Source organism: Trichocoleus sp. FACHB-591, from assembly GCF_014695845.1.
Taxonomy (GTDB): domain Bacteria; phylum Cyanobacteriota; class Cyanobacteriia; order FACHB-46; family FACHB-46; genus Trichocoleus.
In genome coordinates this window covers 169,176-188,319 of sequence record NZ_JACJPA010000078.1, presented here as the reverse complement: position 1 = coordinate 188,319, position 19,144 = coordinate 169,176, and the positions used below count along the sequence as shown (strand labels likewise).

Genomic DNA, 19,144 nt, shown 5'->3' with positions numbered 1-19,144 from the left:
CCCTAACCAGCAACTATTTAAGCGGGTGTCTTATGAGTAACTCCCTATTTCCAGATCACTCCACCTCTGATAAAAAACAAGCCCGTCTGGATACTTTGGTGACCAAGGTACGTGACAAGCTGAAGAACTTTGCTGTTAAAGACCAGCATGGTGAGTTGGTTGGTGAAGTGCGAGATGTGCAGCTTACAGCCGACCGCCAGCTTCAGTTTTTGGTTTCTCTACCAGACGCGCATAAGGGCTTTCGTCTGGTTTTGCTGACTAGCAAGTCTATTCACAGTATTGATTCTCCAAACCGCTCAGTGTTGACTCACCTGAGCGCAGCGCAGATGGCTCAACTACCCGAATCTTCGCTACCTGCGACTGGAGGGGCCGCATCTTCAACGCCACCCTCTAAACCTGTGACATTACCTTTCGAGTCCAGTAGCCAACTTAACTCTCAACAAAGTTCTAATTCAACTTCAAATCCTATGGAAAGTTTCACTGATTCAACCCCAACTGCAAACTCAACTCCTCTTCCACTCCAGAACTCGCTGGAGTCCGATCGCGTGAATGATGCAGCGATTCCTCATGTAGTCGAAGAAGAAGCGATTCGCTTGCTGGAAGAGCGCCTGGTTGTAGATCGTAGCAAGCATAAAATTGGTGAAGTAATTGTTCGCAAAGCCATTGAAACTCAGATTGTGGAAGTTCCGGTACGCCGCGAAAAGCTGATTGTGGAGCAAATCAGCCCGGAACATCGGCAATTAGCAGAAATTGATTTGAGTCAGGGCGACTTGAGCGCCGTGGAAATAGCCAATGCAATGGCTACCGATAGTCAGCAGGGTGTGGTGCGGGGCGAGTTTGCCTCTCCTGGTGCAGCGAGTCAGTTCCTCGATGCGATCGCTAAAACCCATCGTCACGGCTGCGAAAAAATCCAAGTCGAAATCGTCCTATCCGATCCGAATTTGCAAGAAACTTACGCGAATTGGTTGGCGCAATACGCCGCTCATTAATCTCAAACCATAAAAAATCAAACAATAAAAAAAGTCGAGGCGCAAACCTGAGAATTTCAGGGATGACCTCGACTCTGTAATTTTAAGGAGGGTTAACCTTTTCGGACCGATGCTTAGATTTACGCGATCGCTGCAATCTTCACATCATTGTTGCCGAGCAATTCTTGCAGCTCTTCCGCATCCACCGTCTCTTTCTCAACCAACATATCTGCTAGCAGATCTAAGACGTGACGGTTTTCGATCAAAACTGACTTAGAGCGACGATACGCTTGTTCGACTAAGTTACGAACTTCGTCGTCAATCGTGGCAGCCGTTTCTTCCGAGAAATCCCGCTCAGCAGCAATGTCGCGTCCAAGGAACATGTTGCCTTGCTGGCGGCCCAAGGCGACAGGACCGAGGCGATCGCTCATCCCGAAGCGAGTTACCATTTGGCGAGCTACACGCGCTACTTGTTGCAAGTCGCTGGCTGCACCAGTGGTGACTTCTTCTTCACCAAAGATGATTTCTTCGGCAATGCGGCCACCCAAAGCTACTGCCATCTGGTTTTGCAGATAGGAGCGGCTGTAGAGACCGGAGTCCATGCGGTCTTCGCTAGGAGTGAACCAAGTCAGACCACCTGCACGACCACGGGGAATGATGCTGATTTTCTGCACGGGGTCATAGTCAGGCATGAGGGCACCAACCAGCGCGTGACCTGCTTCGTGATAAGCCACCAATTGCTTGCGCTTCTCGCTCATGACGCGATCCTTCTTCTCTGGACCTGCCAAGACGCGATCGATCGCATCGTTGACTTCATCCATCGAAATTTCGGTCAAGTTACGACGAGCCGCTAGAATTGCCGCTTCATTTAGCAGATTAGATAGGTCAGCCCCAGTAAACCCAGGAGTACGACGTGCAATCCGGTCTAAGTCCACATCCTTCGCTAAGGTTTTGCCACGAGCATGCACCCGCAAAATTTCTGAACGACCCGCAAAATCAGGGCGATCGACCACCACTTGACGGTCAAAACGACCCGGACGTAAGAGAGCTGCGTCTAATACATCAGGACGGTTGGTAGCAGCAATCACGATGATGCCAGTGTTGCCTTCAAAACCATCCATTTCGGTCAGCAACTGGTTGAGGGTTTGTTCCCGCTCATCGTTGCCGCCGCCTAGACCAGCACCCCGCTGCCGACCCACGGCATCAATTTCATCGATAAAGACGATACAGGGAGCATTAGCTTTAGCTTGCTCGAACAGGTCACGGACGCGAGACGCACCCACACCTACGAACATCTCCACGAACTCAGAACCAGAGATGGAGAAAAAGGGCACGCCTGCTTCACCTGCTACCGCGCGAGCCAATAGAGTTTTACCTGTGCCGGGTGGGCCGACTAGCAGCACACCTTTAGGAATCTTGGCTCCAACCGCAGTAAAGCGATCGGCGTTTTTGAGGAAATCTACAACTTCATTTAGTTCTAGTTTTGCCTGGTCAATCCCTGCCACGTCACCAAAGGTTACCTGGGTTTGAGGTTCCATTTGGACTCTAGCTTTGGATTTACCAAAATTCATCGCTTGGCTACCGGGGCCATTCTGAGCCCGACGCAGCAAGAAGAATAAACCAACCAGCAATAAGACTGGGAAGAATAGGCTGCTCAATGCCTTGAGCCAGAAACCATCATCGGTTTGGGGCAGAACTGAAATATCAACATTATTTTTAGTTAGCGTATCGATCAGCTCAGGATCGCTGGGCAGATTGACCAGTACCTTGCTACCGTCTTGAGCCGTGACTAAGGCTCTAGAGCGATCGGAGCTGAGGCTAACTTTTTCTACTCGATTACCTTCAACTTCTTGAATAAACTGACTGTATCGCCACGTCTCCCGACTCTGGGGCTGCTTGTCAAAAAGTGCAGTTGCTAAAGCAACGACCACAATTGCTAGAAGCGCGTACAGTCCCGCATTTCTCCACCGTTTGTTCACTGAGGTCAATCCTCCTAGTTGTAAGTTGCGGGGACTTTTTTCAAAATTGTTTGTGTTAACTAATATTAACCTAATTTCAGAAACAGGTTAACAGTCAGCTCTAGAAAAGCCCCCGCAATTGCTGAAAACCTTGATGAAAGGGGTCGTAGGCAAGTTGAGAGTCGCGTCTCAGAATCCCGTGGATTGGCACAACTTCGACCACACTGTTACAGTAGGCGATCGCCTCAAACTCCATCACCAAATCTAGACACCAAGGTTCTTTCCGTATTGTCCTATTCTGGCTCATCAACCAGGAAATGAGCTGCGATCGCATCAGTCCAGGCAAAATTCCTGCCTTTAGGGGGGGAGTCCACCACTCGCCATCCAGCCATCCCCAGAGATTGCCTGTACTGGTTTCTAGCCAATCCCCCTGCTGATTCACCAAAATTGCTTCTTGCGCTCCTTTCTGCATGGCCCTTTGCCGAGCTAGCCAAGTTGGGAGATAGTTACCTGTCTTGTGTATAGGGAGCGATCGCTGAAACCGAGAAGACTCCGCCAACCAAGCCACAATTCCTTGCCGTTGCCAGTCCCCTAAATTTGGTGGCAGCGATCGCCCTGTAATCCACTCCCGCCCATCGGGAAACAGCGTAATCCGAAGCACAGGAAAATAAGGAACTAAGGCTTCGGCTCCTTGGCGCACTCGTTGCCAATCTGGGATCTGCCAACCGAGCGATCGCAAACTCCGCTTCAGCCGCTGACAGTGCCCTGCCCAATTGGTTAACGGTGCTTCTAAAGACTGGGAGTAAACCCGCAACGTCGTAAACACAGTTGCACCATAGAGCAACCCCGGTTCATCTACAGGCAACGTCAGTGAGCCTGCACAAACTAGCTCCCCAGCGTACCAGAAAAATTGCGAATTCGAGTTAAGCACCGAAAAGCCTGACCCTAGTTGGAGAAAAGCCAGACAAATCTTACAGTTCCGAGTGAACTGGGAGCAACGGTTTTAGAGGTGCTTGACTAATCTTGACTAATCTCGTGCAGGAGACTTGATCCTTGATCTTCCATCTGGCCCTATGATGATGTCTCCGCCTAGGGCACGAATCCGTTTCACTGCAATTTGACGAGTACGATCATCCGTAGCGTTACCCAAAACCTGCGACCACGCTGCTACCTGAGCAAATTTGCTTCTAGGGTTTCGAGCTAAAAATTGGGAAGTTCGCCGTGAGAAGGTAGCAATACCTTGGCTCTCTGGATCTGCATAAGTACTAGCCCACTCTGCTGCCATTGCAAATGAGTACTGAGCTGCTTTAGCATCGCCTAGAAATAAAAGTTCATCGATGCCTTTGTAGCGCCAAACATAGTATGACTTTGGTGGCGCTTTAGGAGAAAGTTGCTTGAGGCCTTGGTTCATCAAGGCAACAGAGCGTTCGGGCATTGCTGCATAGAGAGCTGTACTCCCAGAGAGGAAAAAGTAAGCATCCAGGAAGTAAGGGTCACGGCTTAAAACAACTTCGAAATACTCTGGGCTTAATTCGTAACCAGTTTTCTCGCGGGCTTCATCATCGCCAAAATATTGCAGAAAATTTAGAAACACCCAATCTGCCAGCAAATTACTGAATCCAAACGTTGGCAGCTTTTCGAGTAGATTGAGGCGTACCTTCTCCGCAGCAAGCTCCTGTTGTAGAACTGCTACAGGAGCAGTACTGGTTTTAGTACTAATCTTTTTAAGTTGCGGCAGCTGAGTAGCCCCAATCAAAGCGGCACAGGCTAATGCGACTAGAGAAGGACCAATTAGCTGGCCCCAGGCTTGCCGAGAAAACACCATCATTTGTCCTAAATTACAACCTCAGCTACCGGATTCAGTTCTTAAGCGACTGAAAAACTCGCCAGGGCGATCGCTTGAGCCAAATTCTAGGGCATTCTTAGAATCAAATTATTCTAATATTCATATCGAGCGATCGCCCCCACGCTTGTCTACTCAGTTTGCCCCCTTTGCGAGTACCTATGAGTACCCATCCACCAGAGCTCATTATTGAAGCAGGTCGTACAGAAAGTCAGTATTGGAAAGATCTCTGGCGATACCGAGAGTTATTTTACTTCCTGGCTTGGCGAGACATCCTGGTCCGTTATAAGCAAACCGTAATTGGGATCGCTTGGGCTTTGATTCGTCCCTTTCTCACGATGATTGTGTTTACCATCGTTTTTGGTAATTTGGCTAAGCTGCCGTCTGGCGGTGCCCCCTACCCAATTTTAGTCTTTGCCGCGATGTTGCCTTGGCAGTTCTTTGCAAGCGCTCTAGCGGAATGTAGCAATAGCCTCATTGTTAATTCCAATCTGATTTCTAAAGTCTACTTTCCTCGGCTGATTGTGCCTTCCAGTGCCGTGATTGTCAGCTTCGTAGACTTTCTGATTTCTGGCATGATTTTGCTGGCCTTAATGATCTGGTTCAACTTTGTCCCAGACTGGAGAATCTTAACTTTGCCGCTATTTATTCTGTTAGCCTTTGCTGCTGCAATGGGATCAGGCTTGTGGCTAGCAGCTTTGAATGTGAAGTACCGCGACTTCCGCTATATTGTGCCGTTCATCGTGCAGTTCGGCCTCTACATCTCTCCAGTTGGTTTTAGTAGCAGCATCGTGCCACCGCAATGGCGTTTGCTTTATTCCATCAACCCAATGGTAGGTGTTATTGATGGCTTTCGTTGGGCAATCTTAGGAGGTGAGGCCCAGTTGTATTGGCCAGGATTTATCCTCTCAACAGGTTTAGTTGCGCTACTGCTACTAACTGGCATTTGGTACTTCCGCCAAACCGAACGTACATTTGCAGATGTAATTTAAGCAGGAATGACGGGTGTGTCTGATACGGTCATTCGAGTTGAAAATTTAGGCAAGAAATATATCATTGGCCATCAGCAGCAGGGGCGATCGCGCTACACAGCCTTACGAGATGTGCTTACTGATGGTGCCAAATCTGTAAGCCGTCGAATTCTCAATCCTTTTGCTCAACAACCCCTCTCACCCACAAAAGAAGAGTTTTGGGCACTTAAAGATGTGGCTTTTGAAATTAAGCAGGGCGATCGCGTTGGCATCATCGGTCGCAACGGTGCTGGCAAATCCACGCTCTTAAAACTCCTCAGCCGTATTACAGAACCTACAAAAGGTCGCATCTCCATCAAAGGCCGCGTTGCCAGTTTGCTAGAAGTAGGCACAGGCTTCCATCCAGAATTGACAGGTCGCGAAAACATATATCTCAACGGTGCAATCCTAGGCATGAGCAAAGCTGAGATTAAAAAAAAATTTGATGAAATTGTAGGCTTTGCCGAAGTGGAAAAATTTTTAGATACTCCTGTTAAATACTACTCCTCTGGAATGTATGTTCGTCTAGCATTTGCCGTGGCTGCTTATCTAGAACCAGAAGTATTAGTAATTGATGAAGTGCTAGCAGTGGGCGATGCTGATTTTCAAAAAAAGTGTCTAGGCAAGATGGAAGATGTGGGAAAGGCAGGACGCACGATTCTATTTGTAAGTCACAACATGGGAGCAATAACGCAACTATGTACCAAGGCTCTACATCTTAGCTCTGGAGAAATGCTTCAGCTTGGTAATGTGAACTCAGTTGTTGCAAATTATTTGAACTCGACAATTTGTATCGAGGGTGAGAAACAGCTCTATCAGAATGGCAATGAAGTAAGAAGATTTAAAAAATTTTTCTTTAAGAAAGTGTCGGTAACAAATCATGACAGTCATCCAACTATAGATATAGATGTACGCCACCCATTTTTCATAAAGTTGCAATATGAATCTACAGTGCCTCTCAACGAAATAGAGCTTTCCGTAAGGATTGATACTAGCGATGGGAGACCCGTCTTAACATCTCTCCAATCTGATTATGCTCCTGAGAAGTTAAGTATGCCTGTAACTCCTGATGGAGAAGTCGATATAAAATTCCCAGGGATGTTTTTAATGCCTGGCTCATATCTAGTAACAATTGCGGCTCACAAACCTTTGATAGAAATGTTTGATATTCATGAGCATGTGCTTAGCTTTAATATTCTGGAAACAGGGACTACATTCGCAAAGTATGAACGACATCATAATATTGGAGTTGTAATTGTTGATTTACCTTGGTTGCATATTTCTCATTAAATCGAGCAAGAACTCAACTAGGTAAGAAAAAGTAGTGTTTTTGTGGCTTGATTTGGTGTTAATAGTACGACATTTTTATGGACATAGAACAAATTGAACTTTCTTTAAAAGAGAGAAAAGCAGTTTGCAAGCTTTTAGAAAGGCTAGAAAATCAGCCTCCCGAACTTGAGAATCTATGGGAACTCATGGATTCTGTGTGGGATGAATTAGGCTGTGACAACCGCAGATTAGATTCCAGAAAAATTTCTGATTTTTATAGGCACCCCATCTGGTTGTTGAATGGCCTATTTATTGAAACTCATGATTTATCAATTCAACACCGTTTGGCAATTGCTGATTGGGTGACACAAAACTCAGAAATATATACTGTCTTAGACTATGGTGGAGGCTTTGGAACTCTTGCCCGCTTTATTGCCCAAAAAAACAAAGATATAGTTATAGATGTTTATGAGCCTTACCCTAGCGAATCGGCCCTCATAAAAGCTGCGAACTACACTCAAATTTCCTTTGTCAATACCCTAAACAAAAGATATGGTTGTCTTGTAAGTACTGACGTTCTTGAACATGTACCTGATCCCCTAGAACTGCTAGCTCAAATGGCTAAATCTATTGAATTAAATGGTTTTCTAATTATTGCAAATTGCTTTTATCCAGTAATTAAATGTCACTTACCCTGCACATTTCATCTTAGATATAGCTTTAATCTTTTAGCTAAGATGATGGGATTAGAATTCATCACTGTCTGCCAAAATAGTCATGCATCTATATATAGGAAAGTTGACGAAGCACCTTTTAATTGGTTTGCAATTAGATCTACAGAGTTACTTTCAAAGACTCTATTCCCTATTCTAGAAAATTCTTGGGGATATCGTTTCATTAAATCAACAAAGGACTTGGTTGATAGCCTGAGAAAATTATTCTTTTAAAGAGTAATTGATATATTAACTATTAGTTTGCATGCAGATAAGTTAAACATAACTTTATACTTTTTCTTGATGATTAATAATTCCGAAAACTAAGTACAAAATTAAAGTTAAATTTATTTATATATGATATGAATATTTTACACATTAATCAATCGGACATTGTTGGCGGGGCTGCGATCGCAGGTTACCGTTTACATCAAGGTTTATTAGCTCAAGGTGCGCATTCTCGCTTACTAGTTGATGTTGCCAAAACGAGTGGTGCTGAGGTTGCTACAATCTCACGCCGACGCTACGCTGAAAGCGTTACCTCTCGGTTTGCTTGGCGATTGGGTCTTAACTATATAAACATTACTAATTCTTTTGGCATCCCAGAACATAGTTTTTATCAGGAAGCTGATATCATCAACTTTCATAACTTACATGGTGATTATTTTAATTACTTAGCGCTTCCCAAACTTACTAAACATAAATTCGCAGTACTGACTTTGCACGATATGTGGAGTTTTACTGGACGTTGTGTCTATAGCTATAACTGCGATCGCTGGAAAATTGGTTGTGGTCAATGTCCAGATCTGAGTATCATGCCAGAGGTTAAAACGGACAGCAGTCGTTTAGAGTGGTGGCTAAAGAATTGGATTTACGGAGTTTCTAATCTAGTTATAGTTTCTCCTAGCAAGTGGTTGGCCGAGCAAATTTCTAGCAGTATGCTTGCTCGCTTTCCCATCCACTATATTCCTCATGGCATTGATATAGAAACATACCAACCTCTCGATCCAATTCAATGTCGTACTGTATTAGGAATTCCCTTAGATAAAAAAGTCTTAATGCTTGGAGCTCAAAACCTACAAGACCCACGTAAAGGTACCAAACTTTTATTAGAGTCGCTTCAAAATCTACCTGCACAAGTGAAGGCTACAACTGTTCTGCTTACTCTAGGAGATGGAGGAGAGACAATATCATCACTTGTAGATATACCAACCTTTAATCTAGGTTATATTAGCGGCGATCGTATCAAAGCTGTCGCATATTCCGCTGCTGATATTTTTGTATTTCCCTCACAAGCAGACATATTTGGATTAGTGCTGCAAGAAAGTATGGCCTGTGGTACCCCATTAGTATCCTTTAAAGTGGGCGGTATTCCAGATTTAGTTCGTCCAGGCCAAACAGGTTATCTTGCAGAACCCAATAATGTTGAGGACTTTTGTAATGGCATTATCCAGTTGTTAGAAGATAAAGCTCTACGCGACTATATGAGTCAGAAATGCCGTGCGATCGCCTTACAAGAGTACTCGTTAGAATTACAAGCAAAAAGATATATTGAGCTATATGAGAAGATTTTAGACAATTAATTCTATCAATTTTTCAGTTTTTATGAATCAAACTAAGGAGAGCAGTGTTTACATCATCATTCCAGTGCATAATCGGAAAAATATTACATTATCCTGCCTAGAAAATCTCCAGGCTATCGGTGACCTCCAAAGATATAAAGTTATTGTGGTAGATGATGGTTCTACCGATGGTACTGCGGATGCAATCTGTAGCCTTTACCCTACTATCACAGTCCTTCAGGGTGATGGTAACTTGTGGTGGACGGGAGCTATTCACAAAGGTATGAAATATGCCTACGAATGCGGAGCAAACTATTTCATTTGGCTAAATGACGACACATTTCCTTCTTTGAATACAATTCCATTAATACTTGCAGCATGCTCACAAAGACTCAATAAACTAGTTACTGCTCAATGCTATGACACATCAAATTTTGAGCATCCGACCTATGGGGGTCAAGTTAGAAATTTTTTTTCTACTAAACTCATTCATACCCCTCAAGAACAAGAGCTTGAATGTGATTGTATGAGTGGAAACTTAGTTTGTCTACCTCGATCAATCGTAGATAAAATCGGCTATCCTCCAAGTGCACAATTGCCCCATACGCTAGCAGATATCGTCTACACGTGGCAGGCAAAAAAGGTAGGATTTCAACTTACAGTATTAGGCAATGCAACAGCAGTATGTCAATTTAATCCCTTAGAGGAGGGTTGGTCATTAAGCTCAATCCCAATGAGCGATCGCTGGAAACTATTATCTTCTCTAAAATCAAACTTATATCCACCTTCCTATTGGAACTATTGTAAAAGCTTTTACGGATTACTAGGAATCATTCCTTTTATTCGAGTTTATTTCAATCTTGTTTTATTTACAATTATTCGTTGGATACTTCCATTAACTTTAATTAAAAGACTAAAGCATATAAAAGATACGATTTGGCTCTAGTTCAAAAGTGGAGATTTCTTGAAAAAGCCTGTTTTTATTATAATTCCAGCCCACAACCGCAAATCAGTTACTTTAAAGTGCTTAGAGAATCTAGAGCAAAATGGTGACCTAGACAGGTACTATGCCATTGTGATTGATGATGGTTCTACTGATGGAACTGGAGCAGCGATTTCAGCAATATATCCCGACGTAATTCTGTTGCGGGGAGATGGTAATCTCTGGTGGACGGGGGCAATTAGCAAAGGAATGGACTATGCTCAGCAAAAGGGAGCAGAGTTTATCATTTGGCTGAATGATGACTGTATAACGGAAGAAACAACCCTTCGTTTACTAGTAGAACATAGCCGTAAGAACCAAGGAGTCATCACGGGTTCAGCTTGCTATGTTCTAGAAACTAACACACTATATGAGTCTGGAGCTAAAGGCCGAAGACCAGTAATGGCAAGACCTAGTGAGGTTGTTGATGTTGATGAAATGAGTGGACATTGTGTTTGTTTTTCAACTCATATCATAGAAAATATTGGCTTGCCTGACGCACATCGTTTCCCTCACTATCATGGGGACAGTATGTATATTTTGAAGGCAACGCGTGCTGGGTTTTCAGCTTGCATTTTGGGAGATGCACGTATCTATCATTCAGGTGGAGTCAAGTCTAAAATCCAAGATTTTTTAAACCTAGTTAAACCAAACGCGTCTCTGTCCCAAGCCTTGAAACAGTTCTTTTTCAATAAGAAGTCACTCTATTACTGTCCAACTCAATTTTTCTATAACACCGAGAAATATGGCTTTTGGCGAGGAGCTGGGCTGTTTTCATTGAAATCAATCCAATGGCTAGTCAAATGGAGCTGGCTTATTATCTCGCAGCCCAAAAAACAGCAAAAGCTAGATGCACTTGAATAATGTCTTTTTTGTCCTATATGGCACGAAGCAAATGCAGGCAAGAATCATAAATTTTTACAGGAGGATTGCATTTAATTATTCATTGGCTGCTTCTTTGCTCAAAAACTAGAGTGGCAAAGATAGCTGGAGAAGGGAGAGAAAAATAGATAGGCTGGAACCAGAGCGTGAGCTAGAGGCTAAGCCAGAAGATGGTGAGACGAACTCCTGCTTGACTGACAAAACTATGAGGGCACGAAACAAAAGCTGGGAGGAAAGCAGAGCATGATTTAGGCTGTTAAGTAACCACACAAATCAGTCGAATCAATGTCACCTACTTCCCGTCTTTATGATGCGCTGTCCCAATTTCTACGTCAACGTGAGATTCAATGGCGCGATGTTCGCCACCTCTAAACCCTTTGCTGGATGATGTAGGGCTTCGCCCCGCCACAGGCGTATGGCATGATTCAAAGCCAGAATGTTCATCTCAATGGATTTGGTGTGTATCTTATCAGTCGGGCTCAAGTTGCCCAGTCCCATCAACGGCGCTTTCGTCGATGGTTGTCGAACCACCGCATTGATGTCATTTCTGCCCATCATGCTCTAGTGAGGCGGTCGTTGAGTGGGGGAAGGCAGCAACGGCTGTATCTGAGCCTGGACACGACAGTGGTGTGGAATTGCTTCTGCATCGTCTGGGTGGGAGTGGTGTATCAAGGCAGAACTGTCCCTGTTGCTTGGCAAGTCGTGGCACAATCGAGCAGCACGGTGAGGTTGTGGATGATTCAACGGGTACTGAGGCAAGCGGCAAGAGTCATGCCCGATGCGGTAGTGATTGTCCTGCTGGCAGAGCGGGGTTTTGCCGATGGCAAGCTGATGAAGTACCTCAAGGAGAATCTGGGCTGACATTTTCGCAACCGCATCAAACGCTCCTTTCAGTTTCAGGGGCAGTGGCACAAGGTATCATCAGTGCGGTTGCAACCGGGACAAGCTTATTTCACCCCATCGGTGTCGGTTGGTAAAACCAAACCCTATCCCAATGTTGATCTTGCCTTTGCCCATGACCAGCAAAGTGATGAGAACTGGGTGATTGTTAGCGATGAACCCACGACAGTACAAACCTTTGCTCAATATCGTCTCCGGTTTTGTGTGGAGGAATCATTTTTGGATTTGAAGTCCAATGGGTTCAATCTGGAAGCCTCCAAGCTGCGGGACGAGTTTGCCCTCTCACAGTTGTGTGGCGTGATTGCCTTACCGATGCTGTTTCTGGTGCTCCAGGCTGTGCAAGTGGTTGCTTCAGGCAAGCGTCGTCAAGTCGATGCTCACTGGGAGTGAGGCATGAGTTATCTCAAATTGGGGTGGACCTGGATTCACCTTGGTATCACACAACCATGGAAAATTCAAGTTTATCCGTTTCTATCCCGTGTACCCGACCCTCAATCTGCTACTGCGTCGAGGCAACAACACGAGGATGCACTCAAGCGTGAATTCACTATTCTCAGCCGCATTCCGGTTTCTTAGTTTTGCCAGTCAAGCAGGCCAGGTGAACATACTCTTGCTGCTGGCAACCTAGATATTAATGCCAGTAACCCAGCTGAGCTAATCTCGTTATATTAGAGCCTAAGAGCTAATCTCTAAGCCAATTTCATTAGGTTAGTCCCAGGTGATGAACCTCCTCTACACCCTCACTGCCTATCCGCCCTACATTGGCGGTGCACAACTGCATCAACATTTGCTAGCTCAACAATTAAAAAGTCACCATCAAATTCAGGTTTGCAGCCACTGGGATTACAATCGCACCGACTGGCTGTTAGGCACGACATTACGAGCACCTAGTCAAAGTCGGGACTATGCCATTGACGAGATTCCTGTGCATCGCATGGGTCTGTCATGGAGAGAAAAGCTGCGAATGGCTCCTTGGTTACCGTTGTACTATCCCTGGATGAGTGTCGCTCTCCCGGCGATGGCTCAACCGCTCATCCAAAACTTGCAACCCTTTGCACAGGAAGCCGCTCTTATTCATAATGTGCGTATTGGTCGAGAGGGCTTGAGTTATGCGTCTTGGCGTGTTGCTCAACAACGTCAGATTCCCTTTGTCTTGACCCCAGTTCACCACCCTCGCTGGGTAGGCTGGCGCTATCAGCAGTACATTCGGCTTTACCAACTTGCAGATGCTGTGATTACTCTGACAGAGGTAGAAAAACAGACTCTTATCACTTTGGGAGTTCGGCAGGAGCGGATTGCAGTTACAGGTATGGGACCGATTCTTGCGCCTCAAGCTGATGCTGCTGCATTTCTGCAAACACATCAAATTACAGGCCCGATGGTTTTATTTTTAGGGCAGCATTACCGTTACAAAGGGTATCAACAAGTCTTACATGCGGCTAATTTAGTTTGGCAAAAAGTTCCTGACGCTCATTTTGTTTTTATTGGACCAGCAGTTAAGCAGTCTGAACGTGATTTTCAGAATACAGACCCTCGAATTCACCGCTTAGGCAAGGTAGATATACAGGAGAAAACCAATGCTTTAGCGGCTTGTACTTTGTTGTGCGTACCCTCTACCCAGGAGAGCTTTGGGGGTGTTTACACCGAAGCCTGGAACTTTGCTAAGCCTGTGATTGGCTGTGCCATTCCTGCTGTTGCTGAGGTGATTGAGGACGGAGTGAATGGTTATTTGGTAGAGCAAGGGTCCATCCAGATTGCTAGGCGCATCTGGGATTTACTTCGCAATCCGGCTACTGCTGAAGAGCTGGGTTTAGCGGGGCAGCGCAAGGTAGAAGGTCGCTATACTTGGCAACAAATTGCTACACGTACAGAACGGGTTTACGAACAAGTCCTCAGCGGCGCAGAAGTTGGGCATGATGAATGAGATAGAACTCTTGTAAAGCAAGTGCTTCCCAAACTTCTCACTGAAGTAGTTTTAGGTAATCGTGTTGATGCCACTAGTTATGAGGATGCGTGCGATCGCATCCAAGCGTGGGCTGAAGCTCGAAACTCTTGCTATGTGGTTGCCGCCAATGTCCATGTGGTAATGACGGCTTATTGGCAGCGACAGTACCAACAAGTTATTAATCGAGCATCTCTAGTGACTCCAGATGGGATGCCGTTAGTTTGGGCTCTGCGATTGCTAGGAATTAAAGATCAAACCAGGGTTTATGGGCCAGACTTGATGTTGACTTGGTGCGATCGCGCGGCTCAGTTGGGAATGCCCATCTATTTATATGGTGGTACTGAGTCGATGTTGGAGAAGTTGCGGCACAATCTGACTCAGCAATTTCCGGGTTTGGCGATCGCAAGTAGTTACGCACCTCCTTTCCGCCCACTCACCTTGGAGGAAGAACTAGCAGACGTTCAACGGATTAATGACTCTGGAGCTGCTGTTGTTTTTGTTGGCTTAGGTTGTCCTAAGCAGGAAGAGTGGATGGCGCGTCAGCAGGGTAAAGTTACTGCTGTCATGATTGGTGTGGGCGCAGCTTTTAGTTTCCATAGTGGGGAAGTAGCTCAAGCACCGCGTTGGATGATGAAAGTTGGGTTGGAGTGGGTATATCGGTTCTTGCAGGAACCAAGGCGCTTGTGGCAGCGTTATTGCATTAACAATCCTGCTTTTGTTGTCTTATTCAGTTTGCAGTTATTGCGACATTGGCTGCGACTTAAATAATTGAAGCTTGTCACTGTCAGGTTTAGATGAATTCTGCGGAATACTAATGGAGTTGCTGCTTCATCATTTCTTCAAAAATGGTGATCGCTGAAGCAATTTCCTGCTGCATCTCCGCAATCTGCTTGTACTGCAATGATTGACTTTTCTGGCAGAGCTTCCACAAATCCCAAGCTAGATATTCGTGCTCCTGGCAACTTGAATCTGTCACAACTTCTAGGTTGGCAAGGGTACCGAATGTTGGCGCTTCTACTCAGTGATATCTTTGCTTTGGGAGTGGCTTGGCAGATCGCGTCACATTTCAACCAATTTTACTCACCTATACCACCAGCGCTGAATTGGGGTAGCTGGTTGGGTCTACCAAGTTTATTCTGGCTCTTTACGGCGGCGACCTTGCTGTTTTTTGCCTACGGGGGGCTGTACTCTTCAGCAACCCAATGGAAGAACTACCTCCGGGCTGGCAAGCTGGTGAGTACGGTTTACTTGCTCTCCTTGGTGATTAGCTATTTTTATGATCCCAAGCTCGACCCACCGCGATCGCTATTCTTTACAGCTTGGCTCAGTAGTGTTGGGTTAGTGATTGGGTTTCGGCTTTCAACAACTTTGATTTTGCGCCAGTTTGAGCAAAGCCAAGCTCCAATTCCAGTCTTTTTAATTGCTCCAGGCGATCGCCTGGCAACCCTATCCCACGTATTAGAGCAGCGATTGAACTTCAAGGGGCAGAACACTTCACATTACGAAGTTGTGGGAGCAGCTCTAGCAACCACGGCTCATACCCCGACGACTTTACAAACTATTTTGGCATCCAAGGCCAAAGAGGTTTTAGTCGAGAATTTACCTGATACCGCTCTCGCCTCAGCCCTTTATTGGCAGCTCCGTCGTCACGGTATTACTCTGCGGTTGTTGCCCTCCAGCGTAGACATGTTGCACCGTCGGGGTCTGCCCGAAATTTTTGCTGGCTTGCCAACGCTGCGAGTAGAACCACGTTTCTTAAGTAGCCTGGACTATGGCTTAAAGCGATCGATGGATGTTTTCGGAGCTATGGTGGGAGTGATCGTGCTATCACCTCTATTCCTAACTGTGGCGATCGCGATCAAGCTGTCTTCTCGAGGTCCCATCTTTTTCCAGCAAGAGCGCATGGGGTTGCATGGCAAAGTCTTTCATATGTGGAAGTTCCGCACGATGGTGACTGATGCTGAAGCATTACAAGCTCAATTGGAAGCGTGCAATGAAATCAATGACGGAGTCATGTTCAAAATTAGGCATGACCCTCGGATTACTCGCATTGGTTGCTTCTTGAGATCCACGAGTATCGATGAATTGCCCCAACTCTTTAACGTTTTGCTGGGCCAGATGAGCTTGGTTGGTCCTCGTCCCTTACCCCTCCGAGACGTGCAGCGCTTTGACACCTGGCATCACATCCGACATCAAGTTTTGCCTGGGATTACGGGATTGTGGCAAGTTTCGGGACGCTCTGACATTGCTGATTTTGGCGATGCGGTGCGTCTAGATCTTTACTACATTGATAACTGGTCGCTCAACCTCGACCTCGACATTTTGGTTGAAACTTGCCGCATTGTTTTGTTTGGTAAAGGTGCCTACTAAACTCTCTATACAAGCCCATGACTGGCGATCGCCCTCTGACTAAAAAAGCCCCGTCTGCAACCCCCAATTCTAAAGGTTCACTTTTAGGATTGCTAGTCGCCTGTTTCTACGTACTCTTCACATTGCTTCCTGACAGCAATACCTTGGTGGTTTCGTGGCCTTGGGTGTTTCTTTGGCAAGTGGGTCTAGCTTGTCTGCCACTATGGCTCTTGTGGATGGTCTGGCATCGGCAGGAGTGTCTCGGGTTGGGTAACGGCCTAGATGCGATCGCGGGTCTCACTGTGGTTGGACTAGTCGCCTCAGCTACGGTCGCTGAATTTCCTGTCCAAGCTCGTTGGTACGCTTGGGCTGCTTTGTGCTTTTTGGCTGGCTTGTATGCGCTCAACTATAAAGTTCAGACTCCTCGCGATCGCTACCATCTATTAGTGGGGCAGGGATACTTAAATCTAACCTTCATCATTGTGAGTTTAGGCTTATGGCTGACTCAAACCATCCTGCCAGAGCTAAATCGGCTACAAACACTCCGTCAGTCAGGGGCTGATCTTTCGCTGAACCTCTCAACATTAGAGTTGCGAAATTGGGCTCCTATCGGTCATCCCAACTATGTAGCAGGCTATCTCCTTCTTGAATTACCCCTTTTAGTAGCCCTGAGCATTCTGCAAACTGGAAGACAACGCTGGCTTTGGTTAGTAGGAGTAGGGCTGGGATTGGTTATGCTTTACACCACAGGTTCGCGCGGTGGTTGGTTAGGACTCACAGCGCTTTGCGTAGTCGGCTTTGTTTTACTACTATTCCGTAGTTCTTTACCCCGTCTTTGGCTAGGCTTGGGAAGTCTTTTGATGCTGACTTTTTTGAGCCTCTCAGCACTCACCAATGAACGTCTCAAAACTGCAATGATTGCAATCCTCAGCGGTCAACTCAGTGGCGATTTTGCCTACCGGATGATTACTGCTGTGACAGGTTGGCGGATGGGAATCGCTCACCCGGTCTTGGGCTCTGGTCCTGGCAGCGTCCCAATTGTTTATCAGCAATATCGCCCGGGCTGGGCAGGCAGAGAAGCAGAGCTAACCTATCAACTCCACAGTACTCCAGTTCAAATTTGGGCTGAGTTAGGTCTATGGGGTATGGGCACAAGTTTAATAGCGCTCGTCCTCCTTGCTTACTTAAGCATTCGTTGGGTGGGTAAAATCTCATCTCACTCCACTGTTAGTCAACACACAGATCAAGTTTTTGTTTGGAGTATTCTCGCAAGTCTTTTTGGCTATGGGATCAGTAGCTTGACTGACTACCAGCTAGATAATGTTTGTATCAGTGGCACTCTAATTCTTTTTATCGCTATCCTTGCCGCTGTTTTTTGCGAGACTTTTGCTGAAAAACCAGTTATCAACCTGCCTAGATTTCGAGTTACGAGACGAATGCCTCAAGGAGCTAGTTATATGGGGTTAGGGCTACTTCTCGTGATCAGTATTTGGCTAATTCCAATTCATCGAGCTTGGCAGTTGTCAAGCCAAGGCTTTATCGCTCTTAGCCGAGAAAACATACCTGGTTTTGTTCAACGCCTCAGTCAAGCAGCTGCTTTGGCACCTTGGGAATCGTATTATTCTTATCAGTTGGGGTGGAACTTAGGGAATTTGAGTCTGCAAACCAATGATCTCCAGCAGCAAAGCCAACTTCAAAGAGATGGGATTGCTTGGTTTCAGAAAGGAATTCAGGCTTCTCCATACCAAGAATTTGGGCATACCAATCTGGCTTGGCTTTTGTTGAATCAAGACCCTCAAGCAGCAACCCAGGAGTTTGTTCGCTCTGCTCAGCTTGTGCCTGCTAAACGAGGAGTGTTTTATGGATTGGGGCTGAGTTTATTAGCACAAGGCAAAGTTGATTTGGCGACAGAAGCAGTAGCCTTGGAAGCACTGCGCGATCCGTTACTCATTACTAGCCCGCTTTGGCGCTCGCCTACCCTCCAACCTCTCTACGTGCCTATGCTGGATCGGGTCACAGCAAAATGTACAGAGCTATTACAAACTCCTACTCAGCTAGAAACAATTCGCGCCTACTGCCATCAACTGCGCGGCGGTCTGAATTGGTGGCGAGGTAACCTGAGAGCAGCGCATACAGATTGGGATACCCACGGCACTCTTCTCAGTCAAGTTATCCTGCAAATAGCGGAAGGCAAAACCGTAGACGCACAATTACAAGTCTTGCCTAATTCACCAGGTAAATTGGCGATCGCTGCTTGGCTTGCTCCTGATAAACGTCAATCTCTCCTAAACCAAGCTTGGCTCAATGTAGAACAATCTGCTCCTCCCTCAACCTTAATACAAACTTTATCCTCAGACATGAATCAACTAAATACGTTTGATCAGTGGCTGAAGCAAAATACTGCAACTCGTCAATACCGTCGTACTCGCACAGGATTTGGCATTCTGATCCGACATGTTGATGGTCCTGCGCCTACAGATTTCCTCACTGTTGCTGAAAACGCTGTGATGACGAATTTCTTCCCTGATGTACTATCTGTACCACCTTACATACCTGCATGGGATTTGGTTCTGCAAGCATCACGTTATGCTCTCCTTCAAACTCTCTAATATTTCGTTTCTAAGCCGAGGGTGTAGTGGTGCTTCTACAGACCTAACTTCTTTGGGCAAACACTGACAACTGGTAGAAACCTGATCCCAGATCTCTTTAAATGGGTAATCTAAAAGGTGAGGCTCTAATATTGCTCAATCTCTTTGCTAACAG

At 45.8% G+C, this 19,144-nt stretch carries 17 protein-coding genes; 14 read left to right on the top strand and 3 right to left on the bottom strand.

Features of this window, described 5'->3' with window-relative positions; all coding sequences use genetic code 11:
* Positions 1–32 precede the first annotated feature (32 nt).
* On the top strand, positions 33–989 hold the full coding sequence (locus H6F90_RS30700; protein WP_190553096.1) for a YsnF/AvaK domain-containing protein: 957 nt from the start codon (positions 33–35) through the stop codon (positions 987–989).
* A 119-nt stretch (positions 990–1,108) separates the two neighbouring features.
* On the opposite strand, the gene ftsH3 is transcribed toward H6F90_RS30700, so the two are convergent.
* The 3 genes from ftsH3 to H6F90_RS14295 form a co-directional block, all read right to left on the bottom strand.
* Positions 1,109–2,947 carry an ATP-dependent zinc metalloprotease FtsH3 gene (gene ftsH3, locus H6F90_RS14305; RefSeq protein WP_313930268.1) on the bottom strand — a complete coding sequence of 613 codons (1,839 nt, stop codon included), beginning with the start codon at positions 2,945–2,947 and terminating at the stop codon, positions 1,109–1,111.
* A 100-nt stretch (positions 2,948–3,047) separates the two neighbouring features.
* A complete protein-coding gene (locus H6F90_RS14300) occupies positions 3,048–3,857 on the bottom strand; it encodes an aminotransferase class IV (RefSeq protein WP_190553094.1) in 810 nt (269 codons plus the stop codon).
* Between the two features lie 96 nt (positions 3,858–3,953).
* A complete protein-coding gene (locus tag H6F90_RS14295; protein WP_190553093.1) occupies positions 3,954–4,754 on the bottom strand; it encodes a hypothetical protein in 801 nt (266 codons plus the stop codon).
* A gap of 176 nt (positions 4,755–4,930) precedes the next feature.
* Between H6F90_RS14295 and H6F90_RS14290 the strand changes: the two genes are divergently transcribed.
* The 13 genes from H6F90_RS14290 to H6F90_RS14230 all read left to right on the top strand — a co-directional run bounded on the left by H6F90_RS14290 (position 4,931) and on the right by H6F90_RS14230 (position 18,990).
* The gene (locus H6F90_RS14290) at positions 4,931–5,761 is read left to right on the top strand and encodes an ABC transporter permease (protein ID WP_190553092.1); all 831 of its coding nucleotides are present in this window, start codon (positions 4,931–4,933) and stop codon (positions 5,759–5,761) included.
* A gap of 15 nt (positions 5,762–5,776) precedes the next feature.
* Positions 5,777–7,069 (top strand): ATP-binding cassette domain-containing protein, encoded by a 1,293-nt coding sequence (locus H6F90_RS14285; protein ID WP_190553091.1) that lies wholly within the window; start codon positions 5,777–5,779, stop codon positions 7,067–7,069.
* A 77-nt stretch (positions 7,070–7,146) separates the two neighbouring features.
* A complete protein-coding gene (locus H6F90_RS14280) occupies positions 7,147–7,995 on the top strand; it encodes a bifunctional 2-polyprenyl-6-hydroxyphenol methylase/3-demethylubiquinol 3-O-methyltransferase UbiG (RefSeq protein ID WP_199295917.1) in 849 nt (282 codons plus the stop codon).
* A gap of 128 nt (positions 7,996–8,123) precedes the next feature.
* Positions 8,124–9,344 carry a glycosyltransferase family 4 protein gene (locus H6F90_RS14275; protein ID WP_190553090.1) on the top strand — a complete coding sequence of 407 codons (1,221 nt, stop codon included), beginning with the start codon at positions 8,124–8,126 and terminating at the stop codon, positions 9,342–9,344.
* Positions 9,345–9,366: 22 nt separating this feature from the next.
* Positions 9,367–10,269, top strand: coding sequence for a glycosyltransferase family 2 protein (locus H6F90_RS14270; protein ID WP_190553089.1), 903 nt, complete (start codon positions 9,367–9,369; stop codon positions 10,267–10,269).
* Between the two features lie 18 nt (positions 10,270–10,287).
* On the top strand, positions 10,288–11,169 hold the full coding sequence (locus H6F90_RS14265; RefSeq protein WP_190553088.1) for a glycosyltransferase family 2 protein: 882 nt from the start codon (positions 10,288–10,290) through the stop codon (positions 11,167–11,169).
* Positions 11,170–11,607: 438 nt separating this feature from the next.
* Entirely contained in the window at positions 11,608–12,048 is a 441-nt protein-coding gene (locus tag H6F90_RS14260) for a hypothetical protein (protein ID WP_190553087.1), read from the top strand.
* 63 nt (positions 12,049–12,111) lie between these two features.
* Positions 12,112–12,477: a hypothetical protein gene (locus H6F90_RS14255; RefSeq protein ID WP_190553086.1), complete on the top strand. Its 366-nt coding sequence runs from the start codon at positions 12,112–12,114 to the stop codon at positions 12,475–12,477.
* A 3-nt stretch (positions 12,478–12,480) separates the two neighbouring features.
* On the top strand, positions 12,481–12,663 hold the full coding sequence (locus H6F90_RS14250; protein ID WP_190553085.1) for a hypothetical protein: 183 nt from the start codon (positions 12,481–12,483) through the stop codon (positions 12,661–12,663).
* 145 nt (positions 12,664–12,808) lie between these two features.
* Positions 12,809–14,011 carry a glycosyltransferase family 4 protein gene (locus H6F90_RS14245; protein WP_190553084.1) on the top strand — a complete coding sequence of 401 codons (1,203 nt, stop codon included), beginning with the start codon at positions 12,809–12,811 and terminating at the stop codon, positions 14,009–14,011.
* A 21-nt stretch (positions 14,012–14,032) separates the two neighbouring features.
* Positions 14,033–14,800, top strand: coding sequence for a WecB/TagA/CpsF family glycosyltransferase (locus tag H6F90_RS14240; RefSeq protein ID WP_190553083.1), 768 nt, complete (start codon positions 14,033–14,035; stop codon positions 14,798–14,800).
* 132 nt (positions 14,801–14,932) lie between these two features.
* Positions 14,933–16,402: a sugar transferase gene (locus H6F90_RS14235; RefSeq protein WP_190553082.1), complete on the top strand. Its 1,470-nt coding sequence runs from the start codon at positions 14,933–14,935 to the stop codon at positions 16,400–16,402.
* Positions 16,403–16,419: 17 nt separating this feature from the next.
* The gene (locus H6F90_RS14230; protein ID WP_190553081.1) at positions 16,420–18,990 is read left to right on the top strand and encodes an O-antigen ligase family protein; all 2,571 of its coding nucleotides are present in this window, start codon (positions 16,420–16,422) and stop codon (positions 18,988–18,990) included.
* Positions 18,991–19,144: the final 154 nt, after the last annotated feature.